Genomic DNA, 24397 nt, shown 5'->3' with positions numbered 1-24397 from the left:
GTGGGGCGGCCAGCAGATAATGCTGACCACCCCTGCGTTGTCAATCAGGTCACTTGCGGGACGTTAGGCCTGCTCCAGCCCCGGAACCGGTCCCGAATCTCGAACGAAGCCTTCGTGCGGACGGGGGATCCCGGCGTCGTGACGTAGTGCAGCACCCGGAAGTCAGCGGACATGGCGTCCTTCGTGATGGGGGTGTTCACTCACGTAGGTGCGGTTGTCGTTGTAGAATTTCAGGTGCGGGTCCCAGGCCATCACGGGATCCTTGATGGAGCGCTGTCGCTACCCGTGGACGTGATGGAAGTGCACACCAGTTCCGACCCCACCACGGGCGATGCCGGGTCCTTGTAATCCAACTTGACGCCGTTGGGCCAGTTGCGGTGCACGTCGCCCGTGAGGACCACGGCGTTGGGCACGTTCGCGTCCACCCAGCCCTGCGTGATGCGCCGGCGCGACGCGGCGTAGGCGTCCCACCCGTCCATGGAGACGTCGTCGATATCAGGCGCCGGGATCCGGGGCTCCCCAATCGCCGAAGGTCCAGTTCCCCCAAAAGTGCGGGACACTGGAAGTCCCGACCATGAAAGCGGGCCACCTTGATTAGTCCAGCAGGATGCCGAAGGCTTCATCCGGCTAAGTCCATGGGACTGGGCGGGGACGGCGGCGCCGGCCATCCAGATCCGCTGCTGTATCCGTGGGACCCGCCCGTGGCCTCGGGTGTCATGGACGGCGATGAATTCCGGCCCCTTGAGCTTTCGGCCGGACTGCATGAAGCCCTTGCGCAAGCCGGCGCGGCACCGCTGGAAGCCCGTTCCCTGGTGGTTTCCATCGGCTCGAATTCAAGCGCTGACGTGATGCGGCGGAAATTCGCCAACTACCACCAGCCTGTCAGCGCGGTCCTCCCGCTGGTCCGGGGGCAGCTCCGCAACATCGCCGTGGGCCACTCCGCCCACGTGAGCAAGGCCGGCTACATCGCCGCAGCCCCGTATCCGCTGATGGGAGAGTGCACAGCGGTCTGGCTTTCGTGGCTGGACGATGTCCAACTGATGGCCCTCGACGAAACGGAGCCCAACTACCGGCGGATCCAGCTCGACGGCGAAGCCTGCCCGCTCGTGGCGGACCACGGGGAACGTCCGGAGGAGTTTTCGCTGTTCACCTCGCGCTGGGGCGTGCTGACCGACGGCGACGGCGGGAAGCTTCCCTTCCTCGACCAGCCTGCCCTCTTCGGGCTCCTCGCCGGCAGCGGCACCGGGGACCTCCTCGAGGAGGGGAAGTCCGTTTTCGACGGGCCGCCGGAGCGTGTTGCCGAGCAACTCGCGATACCCGCGGTCCAGGCATGGGCCAGGGAATGGTTCACTTCGGCCGGCCTCGCCGCACCGGTGGACTTCGACGGGCCCTGCGCGGGGTAGCCACCCCTCTGGAACGTCGCCTTCACCGGGCGGCGATGTTCCCGGCGATGTGCTGCGCAACGTATTCGCCATCGCGGCCCACACCCGCCACGATCGACGAGCCATACCCGGTCAGCCAGGGCAGCCCGACGGCGTACAAACCCGGGTGTTCGGTGACGCCGCGGTGGTGCCGGGGGTAGTTCCATTCGTCCAGCACCGGGATGTCCAAGATGCTGAAATCCAGCCGGTAGCCCGTGGCCCAGAGGACCGACATGACGTTGCCGGCTTCGAGATTCAGCCGCGCCGGCTCCGAAGGAAGCCAGTCGTCCTTGCGCGGCGGCTCCGGCTCCGGTGCCGACATGCCGGCGGCGGCAATATAGCTGTCGAACATCGGCTTCATCCGCTGGTAGAACGCCGCCTCCACCACGCCCAGGCGTTCCGGAAGGTCATCACTGAAGACGAGGTCGCCGTCGTCGACTGCTTCCAAATGGCCGTGCAGCCGGACGCCGCGCCGGCCGAGGTCCCGCAGGTGGATGTCGTGGCCGCCGTCGGCGCCGGACACCAGCGGGTTGCAGGCGAACCTCGCCGCGGGGGAGGGCAGCTGCCCCACGGTGAGGCCGTTCAGTCCGTAGTCGGGGCCGAATTGTGCAAGCTGCATCATCCAATAAAGGAGGTCCTGGCCGCGGTACCGGCGCGGTGCTTCCGGGCACGTAGACACCGCCAGGTGGATTTCGCGGCCGACGGCGAGCAGTTCCTCGGCGATCTGGCCGCCGGACTGGCCGGTGCCAACGATCAGCACGGCACCCTCGGGCAGTTGGCCCGGGTTGCGGTAGCTGTCGGTGTGAAGTTGCAGGATGTGGCTGGGCAGTTGCGCCCACAGCGCGGGGATTTTCGGCTTCTGGTAACCGCCGGTAGCGAGCACCACGTTCCGGGCCCGCCAGCTGCCCAGGGTTGTGGCCACGTCGAAGCCGCCGCCGTCCGCGGGCGCGATACGCGTGACATCCGCGCCCGTCCGGACAGGGGCGTCGATGCTCTCCGCATAGTGCCGGAAATGGCCGATGAAGTCATCTCGCAGCATGAATGCTTCCGGGGCGGGGCCGTCATAAGGCATGCCGGGCAGCGCGAGCGAGAAGTTCGGCGTGTTCAGGCAAAGGTGCAGGGCTGACTTTGGTGGCAGGATATGCCCGCAGCGTCGCCACGTACAGCAGATTCCCAGCGGTCCTTCCCTGCACCTCCAGCCGGAATCCCCAGAGAAGTACGGCCTGAACGCGGAAACGGTAAGAGGACACGAATTGCGTGTCCTCTTACCGTTTCCGGGTCGCAGGGGTTGAACTGCGTCAAGGTTGCCGAATTTCTAGTTGAAGAAGATCCGCGTTACAGCTGGGCGCCGAGGACCGAATGCGCGATCAGCATGTCTAGGCGGCGCACATCCACCTTCTTGCCCGTCTTAATTTTGATATGCCCCGCGCGGGTCCAAAGCTCCAGCTCTGCATCGAGATCAAATCTCCCGGCGTTCTCTGATGACCACATGTTGATGTGGGAATAGGGCAGCGAGTACACCTCCACCTTCTTGCCAGTCAGGCCCTGGGCGTCGCGGACGATCATGCGCTTGGTGGTAAAGATGGCGCTATCCCGGAACGTCTTGTACGCGGCCACCGGCTGCTCGCCCGGCACCATGAGTTCCGCGACGTCATTGGGAATCGGACATTCGTCGACGAACATCCACGTGGTCACTGCTGCTGCTTCCAAGGGGGTGGCTCCTTTTCGTGTGGTCAAGCCTCGGAGTTCAGTGTTACAAAGGCATGCCGGGCCGCCGTGACCTGCGATCGGCGTGTCGCGATGGCGCCCTTCATATCCAGGAAGGGTTCGCGAAATTTTCGGTGAGGTCCCCGTTTCCAGCGGATCCGGGACATCTGCGACAGGCAGGCGACGGCACATACCGATGCTCGACGTATCGCCTACAACTTAGGCAAACGGCTGCCGTTCGCCGACGGCAACCGCATCCTCAAGCGTTACGTACGTCCGCCGTCGTCGTTCCAGTCTTTCCTGCTGGCCTGGCGACGGGATGTGGGCGCCTTTCGCACGGTTGCACCTGCTGCACGCGGCGACGAAGTTCTGCAGGCTGGTGGATCCGCCCTTGGACCACGGGTAGAAGTGGTCACCGTGTTCCGCAGGGCGGGAACACCGGCGGCGGAAGCCCGCCTCCATCTCGCACTGACCTTCTGCCCGCGACATGCCTTCGCGGCGCTGCTGGCGGCTGAAACGCCGGACCGGGTCCCTGCGTTTCAGGTCTCTGGAGCGAATGACGGCCGCAACAACCGTTAGAACCACCAGGAAAAGCCCGGGGACGGTGACCGCGGCCAAAACGCCGTCGACCATGCCGCGAAGAATTTCAGCGACGGTGGCTGCGCTGCGGCTGCCCGCCGCATTGGCCTTCGGCATGAGCGCCAGGACAACGGAGGCGCCCAACCACATAACCACCGCCGAATAGGCCACGCGCAGAGCCTGGCGGCTCCAGTAAATGCGTTTCAGGTCCAGCATTCAGTCGTCCCCCATCGATCTTCAGCCCGGTCGAATCCGTGCGGCGCTGCAGCTAGACAGATCGTACCGTCGGGCCCACAATTCTGCGTTTGTCACAGCATTTTTCTCGTAAGTACGGTTGGTGCGCCGATCCATCGGACCACAGCCGTTTATGCCAACCGAAGAGCCCGATGCATTTGCCGGGTTTGCGAATGCTGGCGGGTAAGTTGTGACGATGGAAGATCCGGTCCTCGCAGAGGCGCTGCAAACGTTCGTGCGGGTCTGTCGCCGTCGCCAACTACCGCGGGAGGACATCGTCAGTGCTGACCAGTCCATGCATCCGTGGGTCTTCGCAGGGGGTGTCGGTGAAGGATGGTCATTCACGCTGGAGGCCGACGCTGCCCGGCGGTTTGCCGTGGACACCGAGGGGTTGCTCTATAACGCAACTCGAACCTGGGTCCTGCGGAAGGTACCAAGCTGGTACCAGATCAGGGAGGGCGGCCATCATCTGGTCGCGACGAGCCCTATTGAGGACTGTGACGAGCAGTTCCGGGACGAACTGCTCGAAGGCATCGTCAAGTACCTTGCGGACGTTTAGACGCCGGACACCGCGGGCTTCACTGAGGTTTTCCACGGGCCCGACGGCAGGTGGAGCCGACGACGGCGGGCGCGTCGCCGCCGTCGTCCAGCTTTTGCAGCACCAGGTCCGGGTGGTCCTGCGCCAGCCACGCGGCTATCGCGCGGCCGCCGGCGTCTCGTGGAATGAACGTTTGTGCAGGCGCGGTTGGCGGTTGTCCCAGGCCGCTCTCCGGCGAAAAGAGTGTACTGGCCAGTAACTTTACGTCGCGGGGGAGCGATGTTTCCGGGCGGACAAGGTTCGCCCGCGGAACCGGTTTTCGTGCACATCCGTGCAAATCCATAGCCGCACCTGGCCCCGGGCTGCCTACCGTTGAGTATCCGGGCAACCCTGGCTGACCCGCAGCACAGGCATTACTGCTGGCCCGCAGCCCGCTGACACACGAACAAAGAGGTTTCCATGTCGCTGCTCACCAAAGTCCTGTCCACCGCTGCCGTTGCCGTCCTGGCCGGTTCCCTGGCCGTGGCTCCCGCCCATGCGGGAACTGTTGAGCTGTCCCCGCCGGGTGCCAATGACTGGTCTTGCAAACCAAGCGCCGAGCATCCGTATCCGGTCATCCTGGTGCCGGGAACCTTTGAGAGCATGGACAAGAACTGGTCCACCCTCTCGCCATACCTCAAGAGCGCCGGGTACTGCGTCTTCGCCCTCAACTACGGTGAGACCAACGGCGTGTATGCCACCGCGCCGGTCGCCGATTCGGCGCAGCAGCTCGCCCCGTTCGTGGATAAGGTGCGTTCCGCCACCGGCGCCAAGAAGGTGGATCTCGTGGGCCACAGCCAGGGCGGCATGATGCCCCGCTACTACATGGGCTTTCTCGGCGGCGCCAAGAATGTCCATCAGCTCATCGGGATCGCGCCCTCCAACCACGGCACCGAAGGGGTGATCGCCCCGCAGCCGGGCGCTGTCGCAGATCCTGACTACACCGGCGTGGGTTGTGTCGCCTGCGCAGACCAGCAGGCCGGATCGGCCTTCATGCAGAAGCTCAACTCAATCGGCGATACCGTTGCGGGCCCCTCCTACACCGTGATCTCCACGGTGCACGACGAAGTGGTCATTCCCTACAACAGCCAGTCCCTCAACGGTCCGGCGCGGCAGGTCACCAACATCACCATCCAGGACAAGTGCCCGGCCGATCCGATCGAACATGACCAGACGCCGAACGACCCCGTGGTGCACCAGATTGTGGCCCACGCACTGGGCAAGGCGTCCGGGCCCGCCGATCCGGCCTACGAGCCCAAATGCGTCTAGCAGTGCGTGGCGGCGGGCCGGGGGAGTGGCGCTACTGCAGCCCCGGCACCCCGTCCCGGATCGCGAACGACGCCTTCGTGCTCACGGGGGCGCCCGGCGTCGTGACGTAGTCCAGCGTCCGGAAGTCAGCGGTCATCGCGTCCTTCGTGATGCGGGTGTTCACGTAGCCGCGGTTGTCGTTGGTGAACTTCAGGTGCGGGTTCCAGGCCATCACCGGCTCCGTGGTGGAGCCTGAGCCGTTTCCGGCGGAGGTGATGGACGTGCACACCAGTTCCGCGCCGACCACGGGCGACGCCGGGTCCTTGTAGTCCACCTTGACGTCGTTGGCCCAGTTGCGGTGCACGTCGCCGGTCAGGACGACGGCGTTGCGCACGTTCGCGTCCACCCAGCCCGGCGTGATGCGGCGGCGCGACGCGGCATAACCGTCCCGCGCTTCTCCGGACGCACGGTGCCGGAAACGGCCTGTGCTTTAGTGCAGTCGACAGCGGGCGCGGGGGCGTCACCTATTGGTCAGGCCGGGGGCACGCAGCCTACCGGTACCAGCCCACCGCACGGTCGTAGGTGCACTCCAGTGCACCCGTTCCGGGGGCAGTGCCGCCGCCGGAGGGAAAGTAGATGGCACCGAAGTCCGCACATTCGGCGTCGATCCGTCCCTGTGCCCAGATCTGGGCGGATTCCAGGTCCTTTTCGGGGATGGATTCCCGGGTGCTGTGGCCGCCGCCAAGGTGAATGTCCAGCTGATACGTCCCCGGTTGGGAGGTCCCGGCGTGATGGGCCGGATCCTTCTCATCGCGCCTGCTGATGAGGACTTGGGCCGAGGCATGGAGGATGGAGGGCTCGCTGGCCAGATTGCCGTGCTCCTGCTGTTTCATCCGCAGGCCCGAGACGACGCTTTCCACGGTGTCTTTCTCCGTGACGACGTAGGCGGAACCGTCGGCGTCGGCCTCTGAGCCGCCGACGCTTTTCAGGTGCTGTCCGAATTGTTCGGAGCTGGACTGGCTGGAAGTCATGCACCCTCCTTGAGGGTTTTCGCGGCGGGTGCCGACCGTCTCACCCTAGACCCGCGGGGAGCATCCAGCCCGGTGATGCGGGACTATTTCTCGGGGAGGTCCACATCGAGGGGGCCATAGAACCTCCCGCCGACGGCGGAGACGATGACCACGTCGCCCGGGAAGCCTGCACGTAATGTGCCGACCGACCCTATCTACCTGGCGCAGATTGAAGCAAGATACTCCGCATGAAAACAACCGTTATAGCTGGCTTCGCGGCGGTAGTCATAGGCTGCGGCACCATCACGTTGGCAGCCCCAAGCAACGCAACGAGCACGAGCAGCGCGGCGGCCCAGTCGTCACCCAGTGCGGGGCACATCATGGTCAAGTTCCGCGACAATGGCTCGGCAGCGGGCGTACTGCGCCAGCACGGCCTCGGGGAGGGCCCCGGGGTCGGCAGCACTGGCGCTCAACTCGTCAAGGTACCGGCCGGTCGGGAGCTCCAGCTCGTCGAAGCGCTCAGTCGGAATCCGGCAGTTGAGTACGCCGAGCCGGACGAAACCGTTACCGCCGCTACGGCTGACGAATATTTCCCCCGCCAGTACGCTCTGCAAAACAACGGTCAGGCATTTACCAACACCGCCAACACGCTGTCTGTAGCCGGGGGCACAGCGGACGCTGATGTCGACGCCGTCGAAGCCTGGGGCGTCACGACAGGGAGCGGCATCAAAGTCGCTGTTCTCGATTCCGGGGTCGCCAGCGACAACGTCGACATCACACCGAAGGTTGCTGCACGCGCCAACTTCAGCATCGGGAAAGCCGGTGAGGACAACTACGGGCACGGCACGCACGTGGCCGGCATTGTCGCCGCCACCGCCAACAACACGGTTGGCGTCGCCGGTGTGTGTCCGGGATGCACCATCCTGGACGGCAAAGTTCTCAACGACAGCGGGGTCGGCTCGAGCTCGAGCCTTGCGAACGGTATCAATTGGGCTGTGAATAACGGTGCGAAGGTTATCAATATGAGCCTCGGAGTGCGGGCGTCACGCACCCTCGAAACTGCCGTCAACAACGCCTGGAGTAAGGGTGTGGTGCTCGTTGCCGCAGCAGGCAACGGCAGTAACCAGACCAAGATCTACCCGGGCGCATACCCCAACGTCATTGCCGTCGCCGCTACCGACAACACCGACGCCAAGGCATCGTTCTCAACTTACGGAGCCAGCTGGGTGGACGTCGCAGCACCCGGAGTGAATGTCTACTCAACGTTCCCGAACCACACGTTTGTCCTCGGGACGCAGAACAATCGCTCTTTCGGGTACGACGTCGGCAACGGGACCTCGATGTCCTCACCCATCGTCGCTGCAACTGCCGCGCTCGCCTGGAGCTCCCACGCTGGCGCCACAAATACGTCAGTCCGCGCAAACGTCGAGTCAACCGCCGACAAGATTTCTGGCACGGGCACCTACTGGTCACATGGGCGGGTAAACGCTGACAAAGCCGTCCGGTAGGTTACAGCCTTCCACAACCGGTGCCAGGTGGATCTCCACGTTTCCCAGGTCACAGAAGGACTTGAGCTGCGCTTCAGTTGGCGTTTGAGTGCAGCCTGCTCGGGGGTTGCTTCCGACAATCCACGCCCTACAGGAATTTCTACTCAGGAGGAGTGGGAAAGGTCATGAATTCACGAACCAAAATCTTCTTTGGTGGCCTCGTCCTGTTGCTGGTTGTTGGCGGGGTGACATTATTTGTCCTTGACAACACGAACAGGAGCAGGGCCGCGGAGTACAACCCGCAGATCAGCCCTGCCGATTTCACCACCAAGATCACCAACAAGTACTTCGCCCTCCCTGTCGGCAAGAAATTAACGTACGAGACCACCGAGCAGGGAAAAGTCACCGAGAGGGTTGAGATCGAAATCCTGCCGGAAACAATGACCATAGAGGGCGTCGAGACGGTGGTGTATCTGGATAAGGAATACAAGAACGGTCAGCTCGTCGAGGAAACCCGGGATTACCTGGCGCAACACAACAACGGCGACGTGTGGTACTTCGGGGAGGACGTGGACAACTACCTGAATGGAGTGTTGGTGAACCACTCCGGCAGCTTTTTACATGGACGGGACGGGGCAAAAGCCGGCATCTGGATGAAGGCCGAGCAGCGCGTCGGCGATTCCTACCGGCAGGAATTCTACGTTGGTCATGCGGAAGACATACGGGACACCGCCGCCACCGGCGAGACCGTCTCCACCAAATCTGGCACCTACACCGACTGCGTCAAGGTCTACGACTGGACGCCGCTTGAGAAGAATGCACGGGAGTATAAATATCACTGCCCCCAGGTCGGTGCGCTGGTCCTGACCGAGGATCTGGAAACAGGGAGCCGGTCAGAACTCGTGAATGTTTCCCAGCCCTAGCCTTCTAAGGCCATTGGCGGGTCCTCAAGGGCCGGCGTCGAGCGGCTACTTTTTGGGCCGGGGCTTAGAGACCTTCGGCTCCTTGGGCGGCAGCCCGGCCACGTGCTCAAACGCTTTGTCCACCCAGGCCTTGGCCCGCGCCTCATCGCCGTCGCCCTCGGCGTTCCAGACTTCCGGCAATCCGGTATAGCCGCCCATGGGACGCTCCGGCGGCCCGAACGGAACGGTCCGCTCGGTGCTTTCAAGCATCTCCTTGTCCGCCTCGGCCAGCTTCACGCCGATGGTGGGGCCGAACAGGCCGGCGAACATGTTGCCGTGCACGAACGCCCCCAGGTTTCCGAACATCGGCTTGATGACCACCTCCGGACGGTCAGGCAGCACCGAGCGGAAGTGCTCCTTGTCGGCGTCGGACGCTTTCGGCATTTCCATGGGGCTTCCTTCGGTAACTGACGGTCACGGACTGGTCTTCCTGCAGGATATGCCCGCGGCCGGGCATGGAACAGGCGGTCCGCACACATGTTGCGAGCCAGCTTACGGCGGGCACCATTGAGAGGTAACCCAGGAGCAGCGACGTCCTGGTCCGTTATACGGGTTCCATTAGACGGCCTTTTTTGTCACGGCAATTTCGTACGCAGTAAATCCCGACAATTTGCATTTGCGCCCAGTCCGGAGTGCCGGCCGAGCAACAGATAGTCAATTCCCAGATCGCGGGTTACTATTTGCAAAGTCTGACTCAGCAGACTTTGGTTGCGCAGCATTCGCTGACGCATGAACTTGGGGGAAATACATGCTCGCAATGACGAGTAGATTCCGCCTGCCTGCCCTTATCAGTGCAGTGCTGGCGATACTAATGATGCTGGGTACCGTCCCGGCCACCGCAGCCGATACGGCAACGGCTTCCATTCAGGGGAAGTTGACGGCTCCCACCGGAGTCAACCTCGCCGACATATCTGTTTACGCCTTGACGACGACGTACCAAATGCAGGTGGGCCAGTCCAGCGTCGGAGCCGACGGCAGCTACAAAATCACTGGCCTGCCGGCGGGGTCCTACAAGCTCCACTTCGCCGGCTGGAATACCGGTGCCCAGGATCAGTGGTACAAAAACGCTGCATCCTATGAAACTGCCACCGCCGTGACCGTCACCGCCGGGCAAGCCCTCACCGGCATTAATGCCACGCTAGTCAAGGGCGCCACGATCAGCGGAAAACTCACAATTCCGGCCGGTGTCAGTTCATTTAACCTATCTGTGTCTGCCTCGTCGGCGGCCTCGCGGCGCCAGGAGGGCCAGTCCGAGGTGAGCGCCGACGGCAGCTACAAGATCAACGGGCTGCCGGCAGGATCCTACAAGCTCAATTTCTCCGGCTGGAACACCGGCCTCCAGGATCAGTGGTATAAAAACGCCACCTCCTTTGACACCGCCACAGCTGTGACAGTCACCGCCGGTCAAGACCTCGTCGGTGTCAACGCGACGCTGGTCAAGGGCGCCACGATCAGCGGAAAAGTAGCGGTCCCGGTGGGCGTCAGTCTTTCCAACTTCTATGTTTATGCCTCTCCGACAGCGTCACAAAGCCAGGTAGTCCAATCCAGCGTGGCGGGGGACGGCAGTTACAAGATCGTCGGCCTGACCGCGGGATCCTATAAGCTCCGCTTCTCGGGCTGGAATACTGGCGCACTGGACCAGTGGTACAAGAATGCATCCTCCTTTGACACTGCCACTGCGGTGACCGTCACAACCAGCCAGGACCTCACCGGGATTAACGTCACCCTCGTGAAGGGTGCCTCGATCAGCGGAACGGTCACGGCCCCCGGCGCCAGCCCATCCGGAATCTACGTCAACGCCACTTCGACGGCACTGAACGGTCAGGACGGTCCGCGTCAGTATTTGCCCGTGGCATCGGATGGCAGTTACAAGATCGCCGGCCTTGCGGCGGGATCGTACAAGGTGTCCTTTAGCGACGGATCAGGCCGATTCATCGAGCAGTGGTACAAGAACGCGTCCTCCTTCGACACTGCTACTGCGGTGACCGTAGCTGCGGGGCAGGACCTGGCCGGCATCAGTGCCACCTTGGTCAAGGCCGCGACCATAAGCGGGAAAATCACCGCCCCCGCCGGCGTGGAGCTCACGAAGGTCATTTATCCCGGCGTCACCGTCGCGATGACCACCGTGAAGGTCTTCGCCACCGGCTCATCAACAGCGCAGGTTGCACGGGGCTATGTTCAGCCGGACGGCACCTATCAGGTAACGGGATTGGCTGCCGGATCCTACAAGATCTTCGTTTCCGGGTGGAACACGGGCGCAGTCGACCAGTGGTTCGACAAGGGGGTCTCGTTCGCAACGGCCCGCACCTTGACGGTGACGGCCGGGCAGGACCTGACCGGCATCAACCCTGTCTTGGCCAAGGGCTCCACCATCAGCGGAAAGATCACCGGCGGCGGCACCACGGGCACCCCCGTCAGCGTCCTGGATACGGCGGGGGCAGTCGTCAGGGACGGCTCGTCCAACCCCGACGGGACCTACAGCATCGGCGGTCTCGCGGCGGGATCCTACAAAGTGGCATTCAACCGGGCCAGCGGCTCCTCGCTCGCGGAGGCGCAGTTCTTCAACAACAAGCCCGAATCGGCAGGGGTAAGCGCAGCCCAGACGGTGACCGTCGGCGCCGTCACGTCAGTACCGAACATCAACGCCACCCTGGTCACCGGCGGCTCGATCGCCGGCACAGTGACGGACAAGGCGGGCAAACTTCTGCCCTACGCCCGAATGCAGGCCTACACCCGCGATGGAAGTCTCACCACCCGTATTGGGATGACCGACGCCGGCGGAAAGTTCAGTATCACGGGACTCAGTACCGGGAAGTACTTCGTCGTGGCACAGTCCGGCACGGACGGATCGAAGATCTATTCCGGGAACGTCGCCGCCGAGGCCAGCGCCAAGCCGGTTGCGGTCACGGTCGGCAAAACGACCAGCATGGGCACCCTGTCATTCGGCACCCCGCCGTTGGCGTTGACGGCCGCGCCGGTTCCGACAGTCACGGGCACTACGGTGAGCGGGAAGAAGCTGACGGCGGTTCCCGGCACGTGGGGCCCGGCGCCGGTCACCCTTGCCTACCAATGGAAGCGGTCCGGTGTGACCATCTCCGGGGCGACGGCCGCGACGTATGTCCTGACGTCCGGGGATGTCGGCAAGACGATCACGGTCACGGTGACCGGGTCCAAGACCGGCTACACGACCACGGCGAGGACCAGTGCCGCCACCAAGGCCATCACGGCACCCTTGGCGTTGACGGCCGCGCCGGTTCCGACGGTCACGGGCACTACCGTGAGCGGGAAGAAGCTGACGGCGGTTCCCGGCACGTGGGGCCCGGCGCCGGTTACGTTGGCGTACCAGTGGAAGCGTGCCGGAGTGAACATCTCCGGCGCGACGGCCGCGACATATGTCCTGACCTCCGGTGATGTCGGCAAGACGATCACGGTCACGGTGACCGGGTCCAAGGCCGGCTACACCACCACGGCGAAGACCAGTGCGGCCACGAAGGCCGTCACGGCACCCTTGGCGTTGACGGCTGCGCCGGTCCCGACGATCACAGGCCGTACCGTGAGCGGGCAGAAGTTGACGGCGGTTCCCGGCACGTGGGGTCCGGCGCCGGTCACCCTGGCGTACCAGTGGAAGCGGTCCGGGGTGACCATCGCCGGGGCGACCGCGGCGACGTATGTCCTGACGTCCGGTGACGTCGGCAAGACGATCACAGTTAAGGTGACCGGATCCAAGGCCGGCTACACGACAACGGCCAAGACCAGCGCGGCCACGAAAACCGTGACCGCCGTCTAGGACCCCCGGGCGCGGCGGCCGCCGCACCAGAGCGCATCACCAGCCCTACAAAGCAAGATCCCCAAGGAGACCCGTGCCCTTCCCAAGCCAAACGTTGGAAAGGGCACGGGTCTTCGCTCCCCGGGCCTGTGTGTGGCTGGTGGCGTGCTCGGTCCTGGTCTTCCAGCCGGGCGGGCTGTTCCGGTTCACTTGGATGAAGGTGGCCTGGCTCCTGGCCGCCGTCGGAATCGGAGCCCTTGTCCACGCCGGAGGCCGCCTGCCCCAGGGCATCCGGCGGGCCCTCTGGGCCGCCGCCGTTGTGCTGGCCATTTCTGCAGCATTCGCAGCCAACCCGCTGGCCAGCTTCCTGGGACGCTGGCCACGGTATGAAGGCGCACTGGTCATCGCGCTGTACATCGCTGTCTTTGCCTTGGGCGCCAAGGTCCTCGGCGGGGCGGGCAGGTCCCGGAATTGGGCCATTTTCCGCACCGCGCTCACCCCGGCGGTGGTGATTGTGAGCTTCATCAGTGCATTCGAGGCAGCAGGCTTGCGGCCCCTGGGCGGGGCCGCGGATCTGCGCCCCGGGGCCACCCTGGGCAACGCGACGGACCAGGGAATCATCGGAGTCCTGGCGGCCGCGGTGCTGGCACTGCCGGCCCTGCGCGGCCGGGACTGGCCAGCCCGCATCGGCCTGGCGGCGGCGGCCCTGACCACGGTCCTGTCCGGTTCCCGTGCAGCGATCCTCGGCCTGGCCGCCGTCGTCCTTGTGTTGGTAGCGGCCGCAATCCGGACGGCCGGCCGTACCCGGGCCGCGGCGGCCGGCGGCGCCGCGCTCCTGGTGCTCGGCGCTGCGGCCTTCGTGATTCCAACCGCGCGTGAGCGGCTCTTCAGCGCCGATACGGTCAACGGCCGCTGGCTCCTGTGGGACGAGAGCCTGAAGCTCGTCGCCGAGCACCCCTGGACCGGCGTCGGCCCGAATGGATTTGTCGATGCCATCACGGGCTTCCACACCTTGGAGTGGGCCGTCAGGGTGGGCGGCACGTTCCCGCCGGACTCGCCGCACTCATGGCTTCTGCAGGCCGCCGCAGTGGGCGGACTTCCGCTGCTGCTGGCGGCGGCGGTGCTGGCCTTCCTCATTCTGCGCAGCGCTGGTGACAGCATCCGCACCTCGGCACCGGGAGTTGACCGCGACAACCTGACCGGCGCCCTCGCTGCCGTGGCCGCGTACGGTCTGATGCTCCTCACCGCGTTCACCTCGCCGGCCACCACACCCGTGGCGGCCTTCATCTGCGGGGGACTGGTGGCGACGTCGCGGGCGGCCGTGCCGCAGGTCCGGCGATCCGCCAAGGCAGCTCCCGCGAAAGCAAGTCCCGCGGTCAGGACCTGGAAGACCTTCCCGGCCGGTGCGGTGGCTACGGCGCTGCTCGTGGCCTTGGGGCTGGGCATCGCAGTGCCGGCGGCGATCGCCGAATGGCCGATGGCCGAGGGTGTAGCCGCCGTCGCGGCCGGAGACCTGGCGACGGCGGAGAGCCAGTTCCAGCGTGCCTATAGCCTGCGGCCCTGGGACTCGGACACCGCGCTGCTGGCCGCCCAGGCTTTCACTGGCCCGGCCACAGACGGGGACGCCATCGCCGCGAACCACGCCATCGAATGGGCCCGCATCGCGCTGGACCGGACGCCGGGCTCATCCGAGGCCGGCCTGGCCCTCGCCATCGGCTACATCAACAGCGGGAGCCTCCAAGAAGGCAAGGACACACTCGACCACATCATTGAGCGTTCCCCCTTCGACTCCGCTGCCTATCTCCAACGTGGCGTCGCCAACTTCGGCCTCGGCAACGTCCAGGACAGCCTGGCCGATCTCACCGCCTCGGCGGAACGTGCGCCGGCCTCGGCGGACCCCTGGACCATTTTGGCGAGGATCTACGACCGGCTGGGTGATCCGGAAGCGGCGGGGCAGGCGCAGGCGCGTGCGGATGCGCTCAGCCTTCGCTAAACGGGTCAAATGGGGGTGTGGTAATTCAGCCACCAAACGTCCTGTACAGTTGATCCTGTTGTTGTGTTTATGCAGTTCGTAGTTCAGGCAGTACGCAAGGTTGCAAGACCTTGTTCTTCTGAAGCAGCGGTTTTGAGCACCCCAAACAGGAGGACCCGAAAGTCGGGACAGTTCCTCCACCTTCACGAAGGACAAAAATAATGGCTACTGGTACCGTCAAATGGTTTAACGCTGAAAAGGGCTTCGGCTTCATTTCCCCCGATGACTCCTCACAGGACGTTTTCGCACACTACTCTGCGATCAACTCCTCCGGCTTCCGCTCCCTCGAAGAGAACCAGAAGGTTTCCTTCGAAACCGAGCAGGGCCCCAAGGGTCCCCAGGCCACCAACATCCAGGCTATCTAATTTCCTTTTAGATACCCGGGACCGTTAGGTTTCGAGCAGGGCCCGTCTTCGGACGGGCCCTGCTTTTGTTTAACCCACCTGTGCTTCCAAGAGCAGTACGACGACGGCGACGCGCCCGCCGTCGTCCGCCCACGGCGCCGTCGCAGTCCTCATGCCGGCCAGGGCTCCCGCGCCCGGTCCCGCACCACAAGTCTGCGGCTAGTCGTCCCGGGGGATGAGGATCCACAACGCGACATAGACGAACTCACCCACGCCGAACAGGCCGAAGAACATGAACCCGAGCCGGACAAAAGCCCGGGGGACTTCGAAACGGTCGGCCAAGGCAGCGCACACGCCTGCGAAGATTTTGCCGCGTCTGGGGCGAACCAAGGTTGCTGACATTTCGCTACCGTAGCACTAGGCGCCCGCCGAGTCAGCAGGAATCTTCGCCCCTGCCGCCCGCTCCACAGCCCGCCGCAGCCGGGCGTCAGAGCTGCCCGCGGCGCGCCAGGTACGTGTTGAGCGCCGGGTTGTCGATGTCCTTGGCCAGCCACGGGATGGTCTCCGCGGCGGCGGTGTCGCCCAGGACCGCCCGGTGCGAGTGCGCCCGGACCACGAGTTCGCGCAGGGCGCCGCGGCTGGCCATGGTGCCCAGCCGGTCGGCGTAGTCCCCGGCGGCGGGGGAGCCGGCGTCGATCGCGACCTCGGCGGCCGTGTCCAGCAGCCGCGCCCGGTACCAGAGATACCAGGGAGTGGTGTCGAGGCCCCGCTTCAGCCAGGATTCGGCCGCGGCCTGATCGTTCAGCGCCATGCTGAGCCGGGCCTTGGCCCCGGCGGCCAGGGTCAGGTAGCAATGGTCGCCGGCGACGTCGGCCATCACCCACGAGCGGTCGATCAGGGGAGCGGCGTCGTCCAGCTGGCCGGCGGCAAGGAACGTCTCGCCGCGGAGCCCGGCGACAAAGGGCTCGAACGCCGTCCAGTGCTCGGCCGCGATCAGGTCCTGGGCCCGGTCCAGGCACTCGGCCGCCGGCTCCAAATCCCCGCGCAGCAGATGCACCCGGCCGGCCAGGGCTGTGCTGAACGCCAGAAGACGGCGGCCGCCCGAGACCTTGGCCAGCCGGATCGAGTCGGCCAGGGCCGCCAGCGCCTCGCTGTAGTGCGCGGTGTCCGAGGCCGCCATACCCTGGATGGCCAGGATCCTGGAGCGTTCGTCGTCGAACCCGTCAGCCGCCCGGGCGGCCTGCTCCAGCCAGCCGGCCGCACGGTCCGGAATGCCCCGCTGCACAGACAGGTACCCCAGCTCCCGGTACGCGGCCGCCGCCACCCGCGACGCCGGCCGCCCGGGGTTCCGTCCCCCCGCCGCCAGCGACTCCGGGTCCAACCCTTCTGACTTCAGGGCCTCTGTTTGCAAAGCTCGGTGCAGGAGATCGGCCACCTCGGCACCGCGGCCGCCGGCCTGATGGATCAGCGCCCCGGACAAGGTGACCAGGGATTCGGCGAGCAGATGATGGTCGCCGGTCCGTTGCGCGATCTCAGCTGCGAGGCGTAACTGCTCAAGCCCGCGGTCCACGGAGCCGGCCGAGAGCGAGGCCTCGGCGGCATCAAGATAGGACCGCACCGCGGCCGAACTGGCCGGCAGCCCCGGCTCGGCTGTGGGCGCCGCGTCGGACAGTGCCCGGCGCACCTCCGCAGGCACGCCGAGCCCGAGTTCCCGGCGGTAGAGCTCGCGGCATTTGTCGGCCTGCTCCCGCGCCCGCCGGTAATCACCCAGCGCGAGCAGGGCCTTGATCAGCACGGCGTGGCAGTCGGCGTTGAAGGGGTCCAGGTGCAGCGCGCGGGTGGCGAGGTCGACGGCGTCGTCCGCCCTTCCGGCCGCCAGCGCGGCGAGCGATGCCTCGTAGAGCAGCGTCAAGACAGAGTTCTCGAGCCGGTGCCGCTGGTCCTCCAGCCAGGACTCGAACGCCGGGCATTCTTCGAAGGTGAGACCCTCCAGGAGTTCACCGTCGAAGGTGCGGGGGTCGGCGCCGGCGGCTGGTTGCAGGGCCGCCAGCACATCGCAGTTCCAGCCGGCCGGCAGCACCAGCCGCAGCGGGTCGCCGCCGACCGATTCCGCGCCGAGGGTCCGGCGCAGCTCGGAAAGGTTCCAGCGCAGGGCACCGAGGGGATCCTCGGCGTCGGGGAACAGGAGGGCCGCCGTCCGGGCCCGGCCGGTGCCGCCCGGTTGCAGCGCGAGGTAGGCCAGCACAGCCCAGGCCTTGCGGCCCCGGGGCTGCCGGGGTGCGGTGTTAGCGGACTCGATCCGGGGCGGACCGAGGAGCCGAATCCAAGTCTCGGCCATATGAGTCATGCTACGCCGCCAGCGGGCGTGCGGGAGGGGTGGACGGCGAGCGTGCGGCGGGGGAGAGCCGGTGCCTGACCGGCGCGTGATCGGAGCCGAAGGGAGCGGGAAGCGGGCGGAAAACCAAAGCGGAGAATGCTCACACGGTGGCTCACACGGTGAGTGCGGAAACTGGACATGTCCCCACAAAAGGACCGGAAACCCGAACCCCCGCCGCAAACCTAAACCCGCACCGATCGCCCGGGATTCCGGCCCAACAACCTGATCCACCATCAGCCCCAACAACCAGCTCCATCACTCGCCCGAGGTGCTCTTCAAATGGAATTTGCCGCTCTCCTGCTCGCCGGACTCCTGGTCTTCGCAGCCGTCGCCACCATCGTCGCGGTCGTCCGCGACGGCCGGGGCCACACCCCTCCCATCCGGTCCACCCGCTCCTGGATGGCAGGCAACCTGCCCAGCGAACCGTACGCGTCCCTGCGGTCCCTCCAGGGCTGACTGAATCCCGGCAGCCGCACGCCAATAACCGCACGGGCCTGACCCCCACCTCCAGCATGGGAGGCGGGGGTCAGGCCCGACGTCGTGCGGTGCCTTTGGGGAGTTCAGCGCTGCGTGGCGGCGCTGCTCGGGTGACCGCCGCGTACGTTCACGGGGCCTGCGTAGCCCCGGTCTGAGGAGGCCGGTCTTTTAAGAGGACCGTCGCGGCGATTGCGGTCCCAAATGCGAAGAGGACCAACGGACTTTGGAAAATCGCGCCCATGATGGCGAACCCTGCATCGGCTATTGGCTTCGACGCCGAAAATAGGCATGCCACGTCGATGGCCAATGCGGCCGCATAGCCGACGAAGAAACAAACGAGCAGCGCAGGAGTCCGGTAGGTCTTGGTAAACGCCCTAACCGCGACGTCGTAGAGCAGGTATTTGAGTCCGATGATGGAGGGAGCGAAGGTCAGAACGTAGAAAACGTCCACATCCTCCGGAAATTCGGCGAGCGGAACGTTCGCGGTGCCATGGTAATTGCCGGCTGAGTAGAACCAAAAGCCCGCCAGCTGGGCAGCGACAAGCAGGACAGCCGCGGCACCGTACCGCAGCAGGACTGCTCCATCCCGTTTCATTCGGATTGCCATGGCGTCAGTATGACAGCGCCCGTCAAGGGCTCCCGCTCGAGGATCGGGCCACGGGCCGCGGTCGTGACCGCAGCCTGTTTCCCCTGCTGAGACTGGCGTCATGAAGGTTCCAGGGAGGTAGCTGGCGCTCTTGAAATCTGAAGAGTGCCGGATGTCAGATGGTCTCAGACAACCACCCAGGAGGAGGTCGCCATGACGGTCGCTTTCAACCACACCATCGTCTACGCAACGGATAAGCGCCGGTCGGCGAAGTTCCTGGCCAACGTGCTCGGGCTGCCGGAACCCCAGGCCATGTGGTCGTTCATGACCGTGCCCCTTGAGCACGGGGTGGCCCTCGATTTCGCCACGTCGGCCCCACCCATCGCCCCGCAGCACTACGCCTTCCTGGTCGGCGAGGAGGACTTCGACGGAATCTTCGCAAGGATCCAGGCCGAGGGCATCCCGTACTGGGCGGACCCGGGGCGGTCCCGCCCACAGCAGATCAACCACAACGACGGCGGACGCGGCGTCTACTTCGCGGATCCTGACGGGCATTTCCTTGAGGCGATCACGCGCCCGTACGGATCGGGGGCTGCATGACGTCCCAGGTTTGCCGTCACGGCCACCGTGACGCAGAAGGAGCCGGCCGATCGCAGGCGGATTCGTGAACGGGCACCGGCCTCCGCGGGACCGCCTGGATCGTTGCGCGGCACGAGGGCATCGGCGAGGATGATTGCGATCCAGCGTGCCGCGAAGAAGGAGTCGACATAATGACCAAGTATCTGATCTCGTTTCCGAGTGCCGCCATGGTCTTCCCGGACGAGGAGCTGCAGGCCGTTTCGGATGCGTCGCACGCGGTCGTCCAGGAGGCGAAGGACGCCGGGGTCTGGGTGTTCGGCGGCGGCATCGATGAGGGCATCCCGCCCGTCATGGTCGACGGCGATGGGACCGTGCGCGAGGGGACCTACCCGCAAACGACGCAGCTCGAGGGCGGCTACTCGGTGCTGGAGCTGCCCTCGTACGATGCGGCCTTGGAGTGGGCCGCGAAGATCGCGGCCGCCTGCCGTTGCGCGCAGGAGGTGCGGGCTTTCCAATACGACCCCGCAAGCTAGGTCTACTGCGCGGCGGTGGGTGAGGCTTACACTGACCTCGGCTGGTAGACGCCGGGGGGAGAAATACATGTCAAGACGACATCTTTTTGGGGCAGTAGTAGTGGCTTTGGGCATGGCGCTGGCAGGATGCTCCGGATCCATGCAACTGATTCCGGCCTTCACTTCGCCCACCACGCGTGCGGCCCCCTCAACCCCGACCCCTCAGACGAGCCAGCCGACGGCCCAGGACGGCAACCTGAAGGGAAATAGCGCGATGCGTATAACCGTGGCACCTGACATTTTCGACCAGCAGGGAGAGAAATACGAGGAAGGACTAGGCCAGGGCTGGGAAACGTCCCCCGCGTTCCTTGTCGTGTCCGACGACGAGGACAAGGCAGCCAGGGCACTGTACGCCGCGGCACAGCGCTTTTATGCGGTGGATCAGTTCGGTAATGAACTGACCCCCGAGGAAATGACCGGCGAATACCCCCAGTACACGCCAAACTACATCTCCGACGTCTATCTGACCGAGCTGGGCCCGATGATCTGGACCGACACCAAAGGCGAACTCGCGGCAGGCATGGCGGACGAGATGCTGCGCATCCTTGTGGACGAACTCCAAGCCCAGGAGATCACGGCCCATGTGACTGCCCCACCGGCCGACCTCTCCGTCGACGGCACGCCAATCTGGCAACCTCCCACCCAGACCGCCGTGCACGCGGAAGCCGACGTGAAGGCGCCGACGAGCGAATAGCGGCGGCGGGGGACCCCGGGGCACCAGGGCTGCCCGGGCAGGCGGCGGAATACCGACGTCGACGGTTTTGACCTGCCGTCTGGGTCAAGTGTCTAGACACTGCAGTGGCGCGGGAGCATCCTAAACGTGTGCGCGTTTCGGGAGGAGAGCGGCGACGGGGCAGGGAGATCCCGCCCTGGCTGGGGCAACCCGGGGGAACCGGTGGACGGTTGGCAGCCGGATCCCACTTTCCAGGCGTGCAGACACGATCGGCGAGGGAACCGGGGACCAGGTCATGGACGAAACATCCGATACGCGGCAAAGGCTGTCCAACCGCATCGACGAGAAGCAACGGGACCTTCAGTCCTACCTCGGCCGGGAACGACCACGGCGCTCCCGGCTGGCCAGCATCAGCATAGTTGGCAGTGCGCTGGCCGCCGCGTTCACGGTTGGCCCCGCCGCCGGTGGCACGGGGTTCACTGAAGCGGTGGCGAACATCTTCAACCTGAGCGACGACTCGGTGGTGTGGCGCGGGCTGTGTCTGCTGGCGGTGATCTGTTCAATTGCCGCGGCGCTGGCAACGAACTTTGCCACGTCCCGTTCGGTGGCGGACCGTGTGAGCGCGGCCGAGACCGCCAGTGCCCAGCTGGAGGGGCTGCAGGTCTCGCTGAACTTCGGCCACATCGAGATCGATGAGGCCGTCAAGCTCTACCAGCAATACGCCACCCAAGTGGCTTTCGTGGAGGCATCGCCGGCGCGGTGAGCCCGCACGAGCTGCGGAGGCCCCGGGTGCCTCGTGGCCTATGTCGCGTTCAGTCCCGGCTGGCCGGGGAAAAAACGTTCAAGCCGGCGTCCACAGCTGCAGCCAGCAGTTCGGCGTCGTAGGCGATCACGATGTCAGCCTGGAGCCGGATCGCCGCCGCCAAATGAATCGCATCGGCGCTGCGCAGCCGGCCGGGCAAGGCGGCCGCGTACATCAAGTCCGAGCGCGCCACGTCCACGAGATTGATTCCGCCCAAGACTGAATTGACCAGTTCGCCGGGAAATCCGCGACGGTGCGCTGCGCAGTGGAGCTCCGTGTGCAGGAGCATGGAAGCCACCAGCTGGTCGCCGCCGGACACGGCGGCCGCGAGGTGCTTCGCCAGAGCAGACGATTCCGTTTCCTCCACAACCAGTTTGAGGGCCGCCGAGGTGTCCACGTAGAGGATCAACGGTCCCCGCGAACGTCGGTCAGGATATCCGCAGTAAAGCTCGCTGAACTGACCCGCGGCAGGGACCGAAAATCAACGGCCCCCCCGGAGGCCGGCCTGATTTGACCCGACAAGAGCAGGCGCTCGAAAGGGGAAACCGACGGCGGAATGAGAATGGCGGCGATTTCTCCATTGTTCGTCACATCAATGGTTTCGCCGTTTTTCACGCGCTCAAGAATTTTGCTGCTCTGGTTGCGTAACTCGCGGTGCGGAATTGTTGTCATGACGGCCTCCGTAGCAATCGTAGCAACGGCCAGGGCGGCGCGAAAGGGGTTCGCGGATCCGGGGCGGCTATCGAGGATGGCTGCGCTTTCTGCGTACTATCGCCGCGCGGCCGCAGTGCTCAACCCTCTAAAATCAGGGCGACTTCCACGTCCACCACGTCCCCGGCGCCGATGCCGGCCGCGGTCCTGATGGCCTTCTTTACGGGGAGGAGGTAGGAGTCGCTCCTGTTGTCCGGGAAGAGCGACGTCTGCCACCGCTGCCCGGCGATGCAGGCGCTCACTTTCACCGAACCGAAGCCCTTGCGAAACGGTGCTGCCTGGTCCTTGAACTCCTCCGCCAGTTCTGGCGGCAACGTGATGAAGTGCCAGCCGGCCTGGTCGGGGTACTGCCACAGCTCGGCACGGAACGCGTACGACGTCGTCACGCTCTGAGTATGGCACGCGGGGCGAGGGCGCCTGCTGCTGTATGGCCGGAGATGTCCACAACGCCAAAATCTGGTGCACGGACGGTACTGGAGCTCTGGCAAGATGGCCAGCATGCAGACCGTCCCCGCCTACGACCTACGGATCAGCATCCAGGGAACCCAGCCCGAGATCTGGCGCCGACTCCTGGTCCCGGAGACCGTCACCGTCCCGCAGTTCCACGAGGCCATCCAGTGCGCGTTCGGATGGCGGAACCGCCATCTCTACGGCGTCCGGTGCCTGGACCGCACCGGTGAGCCCCGCGTGATCGTTGGTCCCGATGAAGCAGCGGAGGATGTTGCAGCGGAGCCGGCTTCCGGCGTCGTCCTCTTTGAACTGATCGACGCTCAGGGAGCCGGACACGCTGACTTCGAGTACGAATACGACTTTGGCGACACCTGGATTCACAGGGTGGAGCTCGTGGGGCCGGCGCTGGTTCAGGAGGGGACGATCGCGTGCGTGGACGGCGGCAACCGGGGGCCGGTGGAGGACTCCGGCGGTCCCGGCGGCTACCGGCGGCTGGCGGAGGTACTCGCGAACGAGAAACACCCGGAGTTCTACGACGCCGCCACGTGGTTTTCGGAGGTCACCGGTGAACGGGCCACTGCGTTCGACGCCGAAGCCTTCGATCTTGACGCCGTCAACCGGAAGCTCGAACGGCTAGGCCTGCAGCTCTGGCCGCGGCCACTCACCCAGGACGAGCGCGACGCAGTGCTCCGTCCCATCAGGTGGTTCCTCGAGAGATCTGCGGGGGAGGGGCTGGAGCTGACGAATTCCGGTTATCTGAAACCGGCGATGGTCCGGCGCGCGCTGGACGAGCTCGGCTGGCATGACGACCTCATGGGCAAGGGCAACCGTGAAGTCAACGCCAAGGACGTGCTCAACCTCCGCCTGCACCTGCTGGACTGGAAGCTCCTGCGCAAGCGCAACGGCAGGATGGTGCTCGGACCGATGGGCAAGATCGGTCTGGACGAACCCGACGAACTCTGGGATTACATGGTGCAGACGATCGGAGCCCCGGAGAACGACGCCTTGAAACTCATGACCAGGCTTGCGGCGTACTGGTTGATCCAGGGAGTCGCCCCGTCGTACACCCTTCGCGGCGAGGTCATCCTCACTGCACTAGAGGCCTCAGGCTTCGTCAACCGCTCCGGCGACCCTATCCCGGAGCAGTGGGCGTGGGACATCGACCGCACCGTGCGCCACTTCCTGGACTGCCTCCAGCTCACGGTCCCCGCCCCACGCTTCCTTCTCAGGGAGAAGGACCTGACCGACGGCGGCCTGAAGTTTCTCCTCCAGGTTCAAGCGCTGCTGGGAGACCGATAGTCGCGTGTGACCCACGCCATAAAAGCCCGACGCCGGCCGGCTGGCCTTTGGGGGCGGCTGCGGCGGGCCCGAATCCGCATGGTTCCGGGGAATATGACGCCATGGGACCCCTTCGAGGGGCCGATTTGTGCAGGGTCCTCCCGGCGTGTAAAGTAATTCGAGTCGCCGCCGCTGATGCGGAAAGAAAGCGACCGACCCCCTTCTAAACAGCCTGAAAATGGTTCGCAAATTTGCGCGCTAAATAACGGCGGGGACCTTCTTGGATGAATGCAAATCGCAGAAATGCGAATTTGCAAAGACTTCCAGGATCGGGTAAGTTTGGAAAGTTGCTCCGGAGCGATCCGCGACTGAATGTTGGTTGTGGTGGTGCCGGGTGTGTCTGTTGTTTGAGAACTCAATAGTGTGCCAAGTTTGTTGATACCAATTTATTGTATTGAATTGGTTGAATTTGCCGGGCCCGCCACCCCGTGGTGTGGTCTGGTGTTTTTGGCTGGTTTCAAATTT

Annotated in this window: 27 protein-coding genes and 2 pseudogenes; 14 read left to right on the top strand and 15 right to left on the bottom strand. The window is 65.0% G+C overall.

All coding sequences use genetic code 11. The annotated features are described in order from the left end of the window. Positions 1-44: 44 nt before the first annotated feature. Both AC1DXI_RS17455 and AC1DXI_RS17450 read right to left on the bottom strand, forming a co-directional pair. Positions 45-200 carry a hypothetical protein gene (locus AC1DXI_RS17455; protein WP_476939650.1) on the bottom strand — a complete coding sequence of 52 codons (156 nt, stop codon included), beginning with the start codon at positions 198-200 and terminating at the stop codon, positions 45-47. A gap of 51 nt (positions 201-251) precedes the next feature. Further along, positions 252-560, bottom strand: a complete 309-nt coding sequence (locus AC1DXI_RS17450) for an alkaline phosphatase D family protein (RefSeq protein ID WP_476939649.1) — start codon at positions 558-560, stop codon at positions 252-254. A 75-nt stretch (positions 561-635) separates the two neighbouring features. Between AC1DXI_RS17450 and AC1DXI_RS17445 the strand changes: the two genes are divergently transcribed. Further along, complete coding sequence (locus tag AC1DXI_RS17445; protein ID WP_476939648.1) at positions 636-1403, top strand: hypothetical protein; 768 nt, start codon at positions 636-638, stop codon at positions 1401-1403. A gap of 22 nt (positions 1404-1425) precedes the next feature. On the opposite strand, the pseudogene AC1DXI_RS17440 reads toward AC1DXI_RS17445, so the two are convergent. The 3 genes and pseudogenes from AC1DXI_RS17440 to AC1DXI_RS17430 form a co-directional block, all read right to left on the bottom strand. Then, a pseudogene (locus AC1DXI_RS17440) lies at positions 1426-2529 on the bottom strand (flavin-containing monooxygenase); the annotation flags it as partial. 227 nt (positions 2530-2756) lie between these two features. Further along, positions 2757-3131 (bottom strand): PH domain-containing protein, encoded by a 375-nt coding sequence (locus tag AC1DXI_RS17435; RefSeq protein WP_476939647.1) that lies wholly within the window; start codon positions 3129-3131, stop codon positions 2757-2759. 216 nt (positions 3132-3347) lie between these two features. After that, complete coding sequence (locus AC1DXI_RS17430) at positions 3348-3923, bottom strand: HNH endonuclease (RefSeq protein ID WP_476939646.1); 576 nt, start codon at positions 3921-3923, stop codon at positions 3348-3350. A gap of 214 nt (positions 3924-4137) precedes the next feature. On the opposite strand from AC1DXI_RS17430, the gene AC1DXI_RS17425 reads away from it, so the two are divergent. Next, a complete protein-coding gene (locus AC1DXI_RS17425) occupies positions 4138-4500 on the top strand; it encodes a hypothetical protein (protein WP_476939645.1) in 363 nt (120 codons plus the stop codon). Between the two features lie 438 nt (positions 4501-4938). Next, complete coding sequence (locus AC1DXI_RS17420) at positions 4939-5787, top strand: esterase/lipase family protein (RefSeq protein WP_476939644.1); 849 nt, start codon at positions 4939-4941, stop codon at positions 5785-5787. Between the two features lie 31 nt (positions 5788-5818). On the opposite strand, the pseudogene AC1DXI_RS17415 reads toward AC1DXI_RS17420, so the two are convergent. Next, positions 5819-6220, bottom strand: a pseudogene (locus AC1DXI_RS17415) (alkaline phosphatase D family protein); the annotation flags it as partial. Between the two features lie 97 nt (positions 6221-6317). Continuing rightward, a complete protein-coding gene (locus tag AC1DXI_RS17410; protein WP_476939643.1) occupies positions 6318-6797 on the bottom strand; it encodes a hypothetical protein in 480 nt (159 codons plus the stop codon). Positions 6798-7024: 227 nt separating this feature from the next. Here AC1DXI_RS17410 and AC1DXI_RS17405 point away from each other — a divergent pair, with 227 nt between their 5' ends. Both AC1DXI_RS17405 and AC1DXI_RS17400 read left to right on the top strand, forming a co-directional pair. Then, complete coding sequence (locus tag AC1DXI_RS17405) at positions 7025-8284, top strand: S8 family serine peptidase (protein ID WP_476939642.1); 1260 nt, start codon at positions 7025-7027, stop codon at positions 8282-8284. 164 nt (positions 8285-8448) lie between these two features. After that, positions 8449-9186 (top strand): hypothetical protein, encoded by a 738-nt coding sequence (locus AC1DXI_RS17400; RefSeq protein WP_476939641.1) that lies wholly within the window; start codon positions 8449-8451, stop codon positions 9184-9186. Between the two features lie 45 nt (positions 9187-9231). Here AC1DXI_RS17400 and AC1DXI_RS17395 read toward each other — a convergent pair whose 3' ends face one another. After that, the gene (locus AC1DXI_RS17395) at positions 9232-9615 is read right to left on the bottom strand and encodes a TfoX/Sxy family protein (protein ID WP_476939640.1); all 384 of its coding nucleotides are present in this window, start codon (positions 9613-9615) and stop codon (positions 9232-9234) included. A gap of 484 nt (positions 9616-10099) precedes the next feature. On the opposite strand from AC1DXI_RS17395, the gene AC1DXI_RS17390 reads away from it, so the two are divergent. From AC1DXI_RS17390 to AC1DXI_RS17380, 3 genes are all read left to right on the top strand, one after another. Continuing rightward, positions 10100-13012, top strand: a complete 2913-nt coding sequence (locus tag AC1DXI_RS17390; protein WP_476939639.1) for a hypothetical protein — start codon at positions 10100-10102, stop codon at positions 13010-13012. 73 nt (positions 13013-13085) lie between these two features. Beyond that, entirely contained in the window at positions 13086-14984 is a 1899-nt protein-coding gene (locus AC1DXI_RS17385) for an O-antigen ligase family protein (RefSeq protein WP_476939638.1), read from the top strand. Positions 14985-15184: 200 nt separating this feature from the next. Continuing rightward, on the top strand, positions 15185-15388 hold the full coding sequence (locus tag AC1DXI_RS17380; RefSeq protein ID WP_011690916.1) for a cold-shock protein: 204 nt from the start codon (positions 15185-15187) through the stop codon (positions 15386-15388). A 198-nt stretch (positions 15389-15586) separates the two neighbouring features. Here AC1DXI_RS17380 and AC1DXI_RS17375 read toward each other — a convergent pair whose 3' ends face one another. Continuing rightward, complete coding sequence (locus AC1DXI_RS17375; protein WP_028275253.1) at positions 15587-15769, bottom strand: PspC domain-containing protein; 183 nt, start codon at positions 15767-15769, stop codon at positions 15587-15589. 85 nt (positions 15770-15854) lie between these two features. Further along, the gene (locus AC1DXI_RS17370) at positions 15855-17705 is read right to left on the bottom strand and encodes an AfsR/SARP family transcriptional regulator (protein ID WP_476939637.1); all 1851 of its coding nucleotides are present in this window, start codon (positions 17703-17705) and stop codon (positions 15855-15857) included. Positions 17706-18023: 318 nt separating this feature from the next. Here AC1DXI_RS17370 and AC1DXI_RS17365 point away from each other — a divergent pair, with 318 nt between their 5' ends. Continuing rightward, positions 18024-18200, top strand: a complete 177-nt coding sequence (locus tag AC1DXI_RS17365; protein ID WP_476939636.1) for a hypothetical protein — start codon at positions 18024-18026, stop codon at positions 18198-18200. A gap of 148 nt (positions 18201-18348) precedes the next feature. On the opposite strand, the gene AC1DXI_RS17360 is transcribed toward AC1DXI_RS17365, so the two are convergent. Further along, entirely contained in the window at positions 18349-18828 is a 480-nt protein-coding gene (locus AC1DXI_RS17360) for a hypothetical protein (protein ID WP_476939635.1), read from the bottom strand. Between the two features lie 192 nt (positions 18829-19020). On the opposite strand from AC1DXI_RS17360, the gene AC1DXI_RS17355 reads away from it, so the two are divergent. The 4 genes from AC1DXI_RS17355 to AC1DXI_RS17340 all read left to right on the top strand — a co-directional run bounded on the left by AC1DXI_RS17355 (position 19021) and on the right by AC1DXI_RS17340 (position 21394). Then, on the top strand, positions 19021-19407 hold the full coding sequence (locus AC1DXI_RS17355) for a VOC family protein (RefSeq protein WP_476939634.1): 387 nt from the start codon (positions 19021-19023) through the stop codon (positions 19405-19407). 170 nt (positions 19408-19577) lie between these two features. Next, a complete protein-coding gene (locus AC1DXI_RS17350) occupies positions 19578-19919 on the top strand; it encodes a YciI family protein (RefSeq protein ID WP_026538474.1) in 342 nt (113 codons plus the stop codon). Between the two features lie 265 nt (positions 19920-20184). Beyond that, entirely contained in the window at positions 20185-20652 is a 468-nt protein-coding gene (locus AC1DXI_RS17345; protein ID WP_476939633.1) for a hypothetical protein, read from the top strand. 274 nt (positions 20653-20926) lie between these two features. Continuing rightward, entirely contained in the window at positions 20927-21394 is a 468-nt protein-coding gene (locus AC1DXI_RS17340) for a hypothetical protein (RefSeq protein ID WP_476939632.1), read from the top strand. 49 nt (positions 21395-21443) lie between these two features. On the opposite strand, the gene AC1DXI_RS17335 is transcribed toward AC1DXI_RS17340, so the two are convergent. The 3 genes from AC1DXI_RS17335 to AC1DXI_RS17325 all read right to left on the bottom strand — a co-directional run bounded on the left by AC1DXI_RS17335 (position 21444) and on the right by AC1DXI_RS17325 (position 22530). After that, positions 21444-21842 carry a type II toxin-antitoxin system VapC family toxin gene (locus tag AC1DXI_RS17335; RefSeq protein WP_476939631.1) on the bottom strand — a complete coding sequence of 133 codons (399 nt, stop codon included), beginning with the start codon at positions 21840-21842 and terminating at the stop codon, positions 21444-21446. Beyond that, a complete protein-coding gene (locus AC1DXI_RS17330; protein ID WP_476939630.1) occupies positions 21839-22105 on the bottom strand; it encodes a type II toxin-antitoxin system Phd/YefM family antitoxin in 267 nt (88 codons plus the stop codon). Before AC1DXI_RS17330 ends, AC1DXI_RS17335 begins: the two co-directional genes overlap by 4 nt. Before the next feature lie 119 nt (positions 22106-22224). Continuing rightward, entirely contained in the window at positions 22225-22530 is a 306-nt protein-coding gene (locus AC1DXI_RS17325) for a DUF1905 domain-containing protein (RefSeq protein ID WP_476939629.1), read from the bottom strand. A 112-nt stretch (positions 22531-22642) separates the two neighbouring features. Between AC1DXI_RS17325 and AC1DXI_RS17320 the strand changes: the two genes are divergently transcribed. After that, the gene (locus tag AC1DXI_RS17320; protein ID WP_476939628.1) at positions 22643-23893 is read left to right on the top strand and encodes a plasmid pRiA4b ORF-3 family protein; all 1251 of its coding nucleotides are present in this window, start codon (positions 22643-22645) and stop codon (positions 23891-23893) included. A gap of 237 nt (positions 23894-24130) precedes the next feature. Here AC1DXI_RS17320 and AC1DXI_RS17315 read toward each other — a convergent pair. Next, positions 24131-24397 (bottom strand): hypothetical protein (locus tag AC1DXI_RS17315; protein ID WP_476939627.1); only part of this gene is annotated, 267 nt, incomplete at its 5' end.

This window comes from Arthrobacter sp. P1_H7, from assembly GCF_056405215.1.
Note: the sequence above shows the minus strand (reverse complement) of the source record. Positions and strands in the feature narration are given on the sequence as shown.

What these genes read in the sequence shown, in the direction of transcription:
- AC1DXI_RS17350 (WP_026538474.1), top strand. Translation starts at nt 19,578, where the DNA reads ATGACCAAGTATCTGATCTCGTTTCCGAGTGCCGCCATGGTCTTCCCG.
- AC1DXI_RS17375 (WP_028275253.1), bottom strand. Translation starts at nt 15,769, where the DNA reads ATGTCAGCAACCTTGGTTCGCCCCAGACGCGGCAAAATCTTCGCAGGC.
- AC1DXI_RS17360 (WP_476939635.1), bottom strand. Translation starts at nt 18,828, where the DNA reads ATGGCAATCCGAATGAAACGGGATGGAGCAGTCCTGCTGCGGTACGGT.
- AC1DXI_RS17340 (WP_476939632.1), top strand. Translation starts at nt 20,927, where the DNA reads ATGGACGAAACATCCGATACGCGGCAAAGGCTGTCCAACCGCATCGAC.
- AC1DXI_RS17395 (WP_476939640.1), bottom strand. Translation starts at nt 9,615, where the DNA reads ATGGAAATGCCGAAAGCGTCCGACGCCGACAAGGAGCACTTCCGCTCG.
- AC1DXI_RS17410 (WP_476939643.1), bottom strand. Translation starts at nt 6,797, where the DNA reads ATGACTTCCAGCCAGTCCAGCTCCGAACAATTCGGACAGCACCTGAAA.
- AC1DXI_RS17420 (WP_476939644.1), top strand. Translation starts at nt 4,939, where the DNA reads ATGTCGCTGCTCACCAAAGTCCTGTCCACCGCTGCCGTTGCCGTCCTG.
- AC1DXI_RS17425 (WP_476939645.1), top strand. Translation starts at nt 4,138, where the DNA reads ATGGAAGATCCGGTCCTCGCAGAGGCGCTGCAAACGTTCGTGCGGGTC.
- AC1DXI_RS17365 (WP_476939636.1), top strand. Translation starts at nt 18,024, where the DNA reads ATGGAATTTGCCGCTCTCCTGCTCGCCGGACTCCTGGTCTTCGCAGCC.
- AC1DXI_RS17355 (WP_476939634.1), top strand. Translation starts at nt 19,021, where the DNA reads ATGACGGTCGCTTTCAACCACACCATCGTCTACGCAACGGATAAGCGC.
- AC1DXI_RS17380 (WP_011690916.1), top strand. Translation starts at nt 15,185, where the DNA reads ATGGCTACTGGTACCGTCAAATGGTTTAACGCTGAAAAGGGCTTCGGC.
- AC1DXI_RS17370 (WP_476939637.1), bottom strand. Translation starts at nt 17,705, where the DNA reads ATGGCCGAGACTTGGATTCGGCTCCTCGGTCCGCCCCGGATCGAGTCC.
- AC1DXI_RS17320 (WP_476939628.1), top strand. Translation starts at nt 22,643, where the DNA reads ATGCAGACCGTCCCCGCCTACGACCTACGGATCAGCATCCAGGGAACC.
- AC1DXI_RS17405 (WP_476939642.1), top strand. Translation starts at nt 7,025, where the DNA reads ATGAAAACAACCGTTATAGCTGGCTTCGCGGCGGTAGTCATAGGCTGC.
- AC1DXI_RS17330 (WP_476939630.1), bottom strand. Translation starts at nt 22,105, where the DNA reads ATGACAACAATTCCGCACCGCGAGTTACGCAACCAGAGCAGCAAAATT.
- AC1DXI_RS17445 (WP_476939648.1), top strand. Translation starts at nt 636, where the DNA reads ATGGGACTGGGCGGGGACGGCGGCGCCGGCCATCCAGATCCGCTGCTG.
- AC1DXI_RS17430 (WP_476939646.1), bottom strand. Translation starts at nt 3,923, where the DNA reads ATGCTGGACCTGAAACGCATTTACTGGAGCCGCCAGGCTCTGCGCGTG.
- AC1DXI_RS17400 (WP_476939641.1), top strand. Translation starts at nt 8,449, where the DNA reads ATGAATTCACGAACCAAAATCTTCTTTGGTGGCCTCGTCCTGTTGCTG.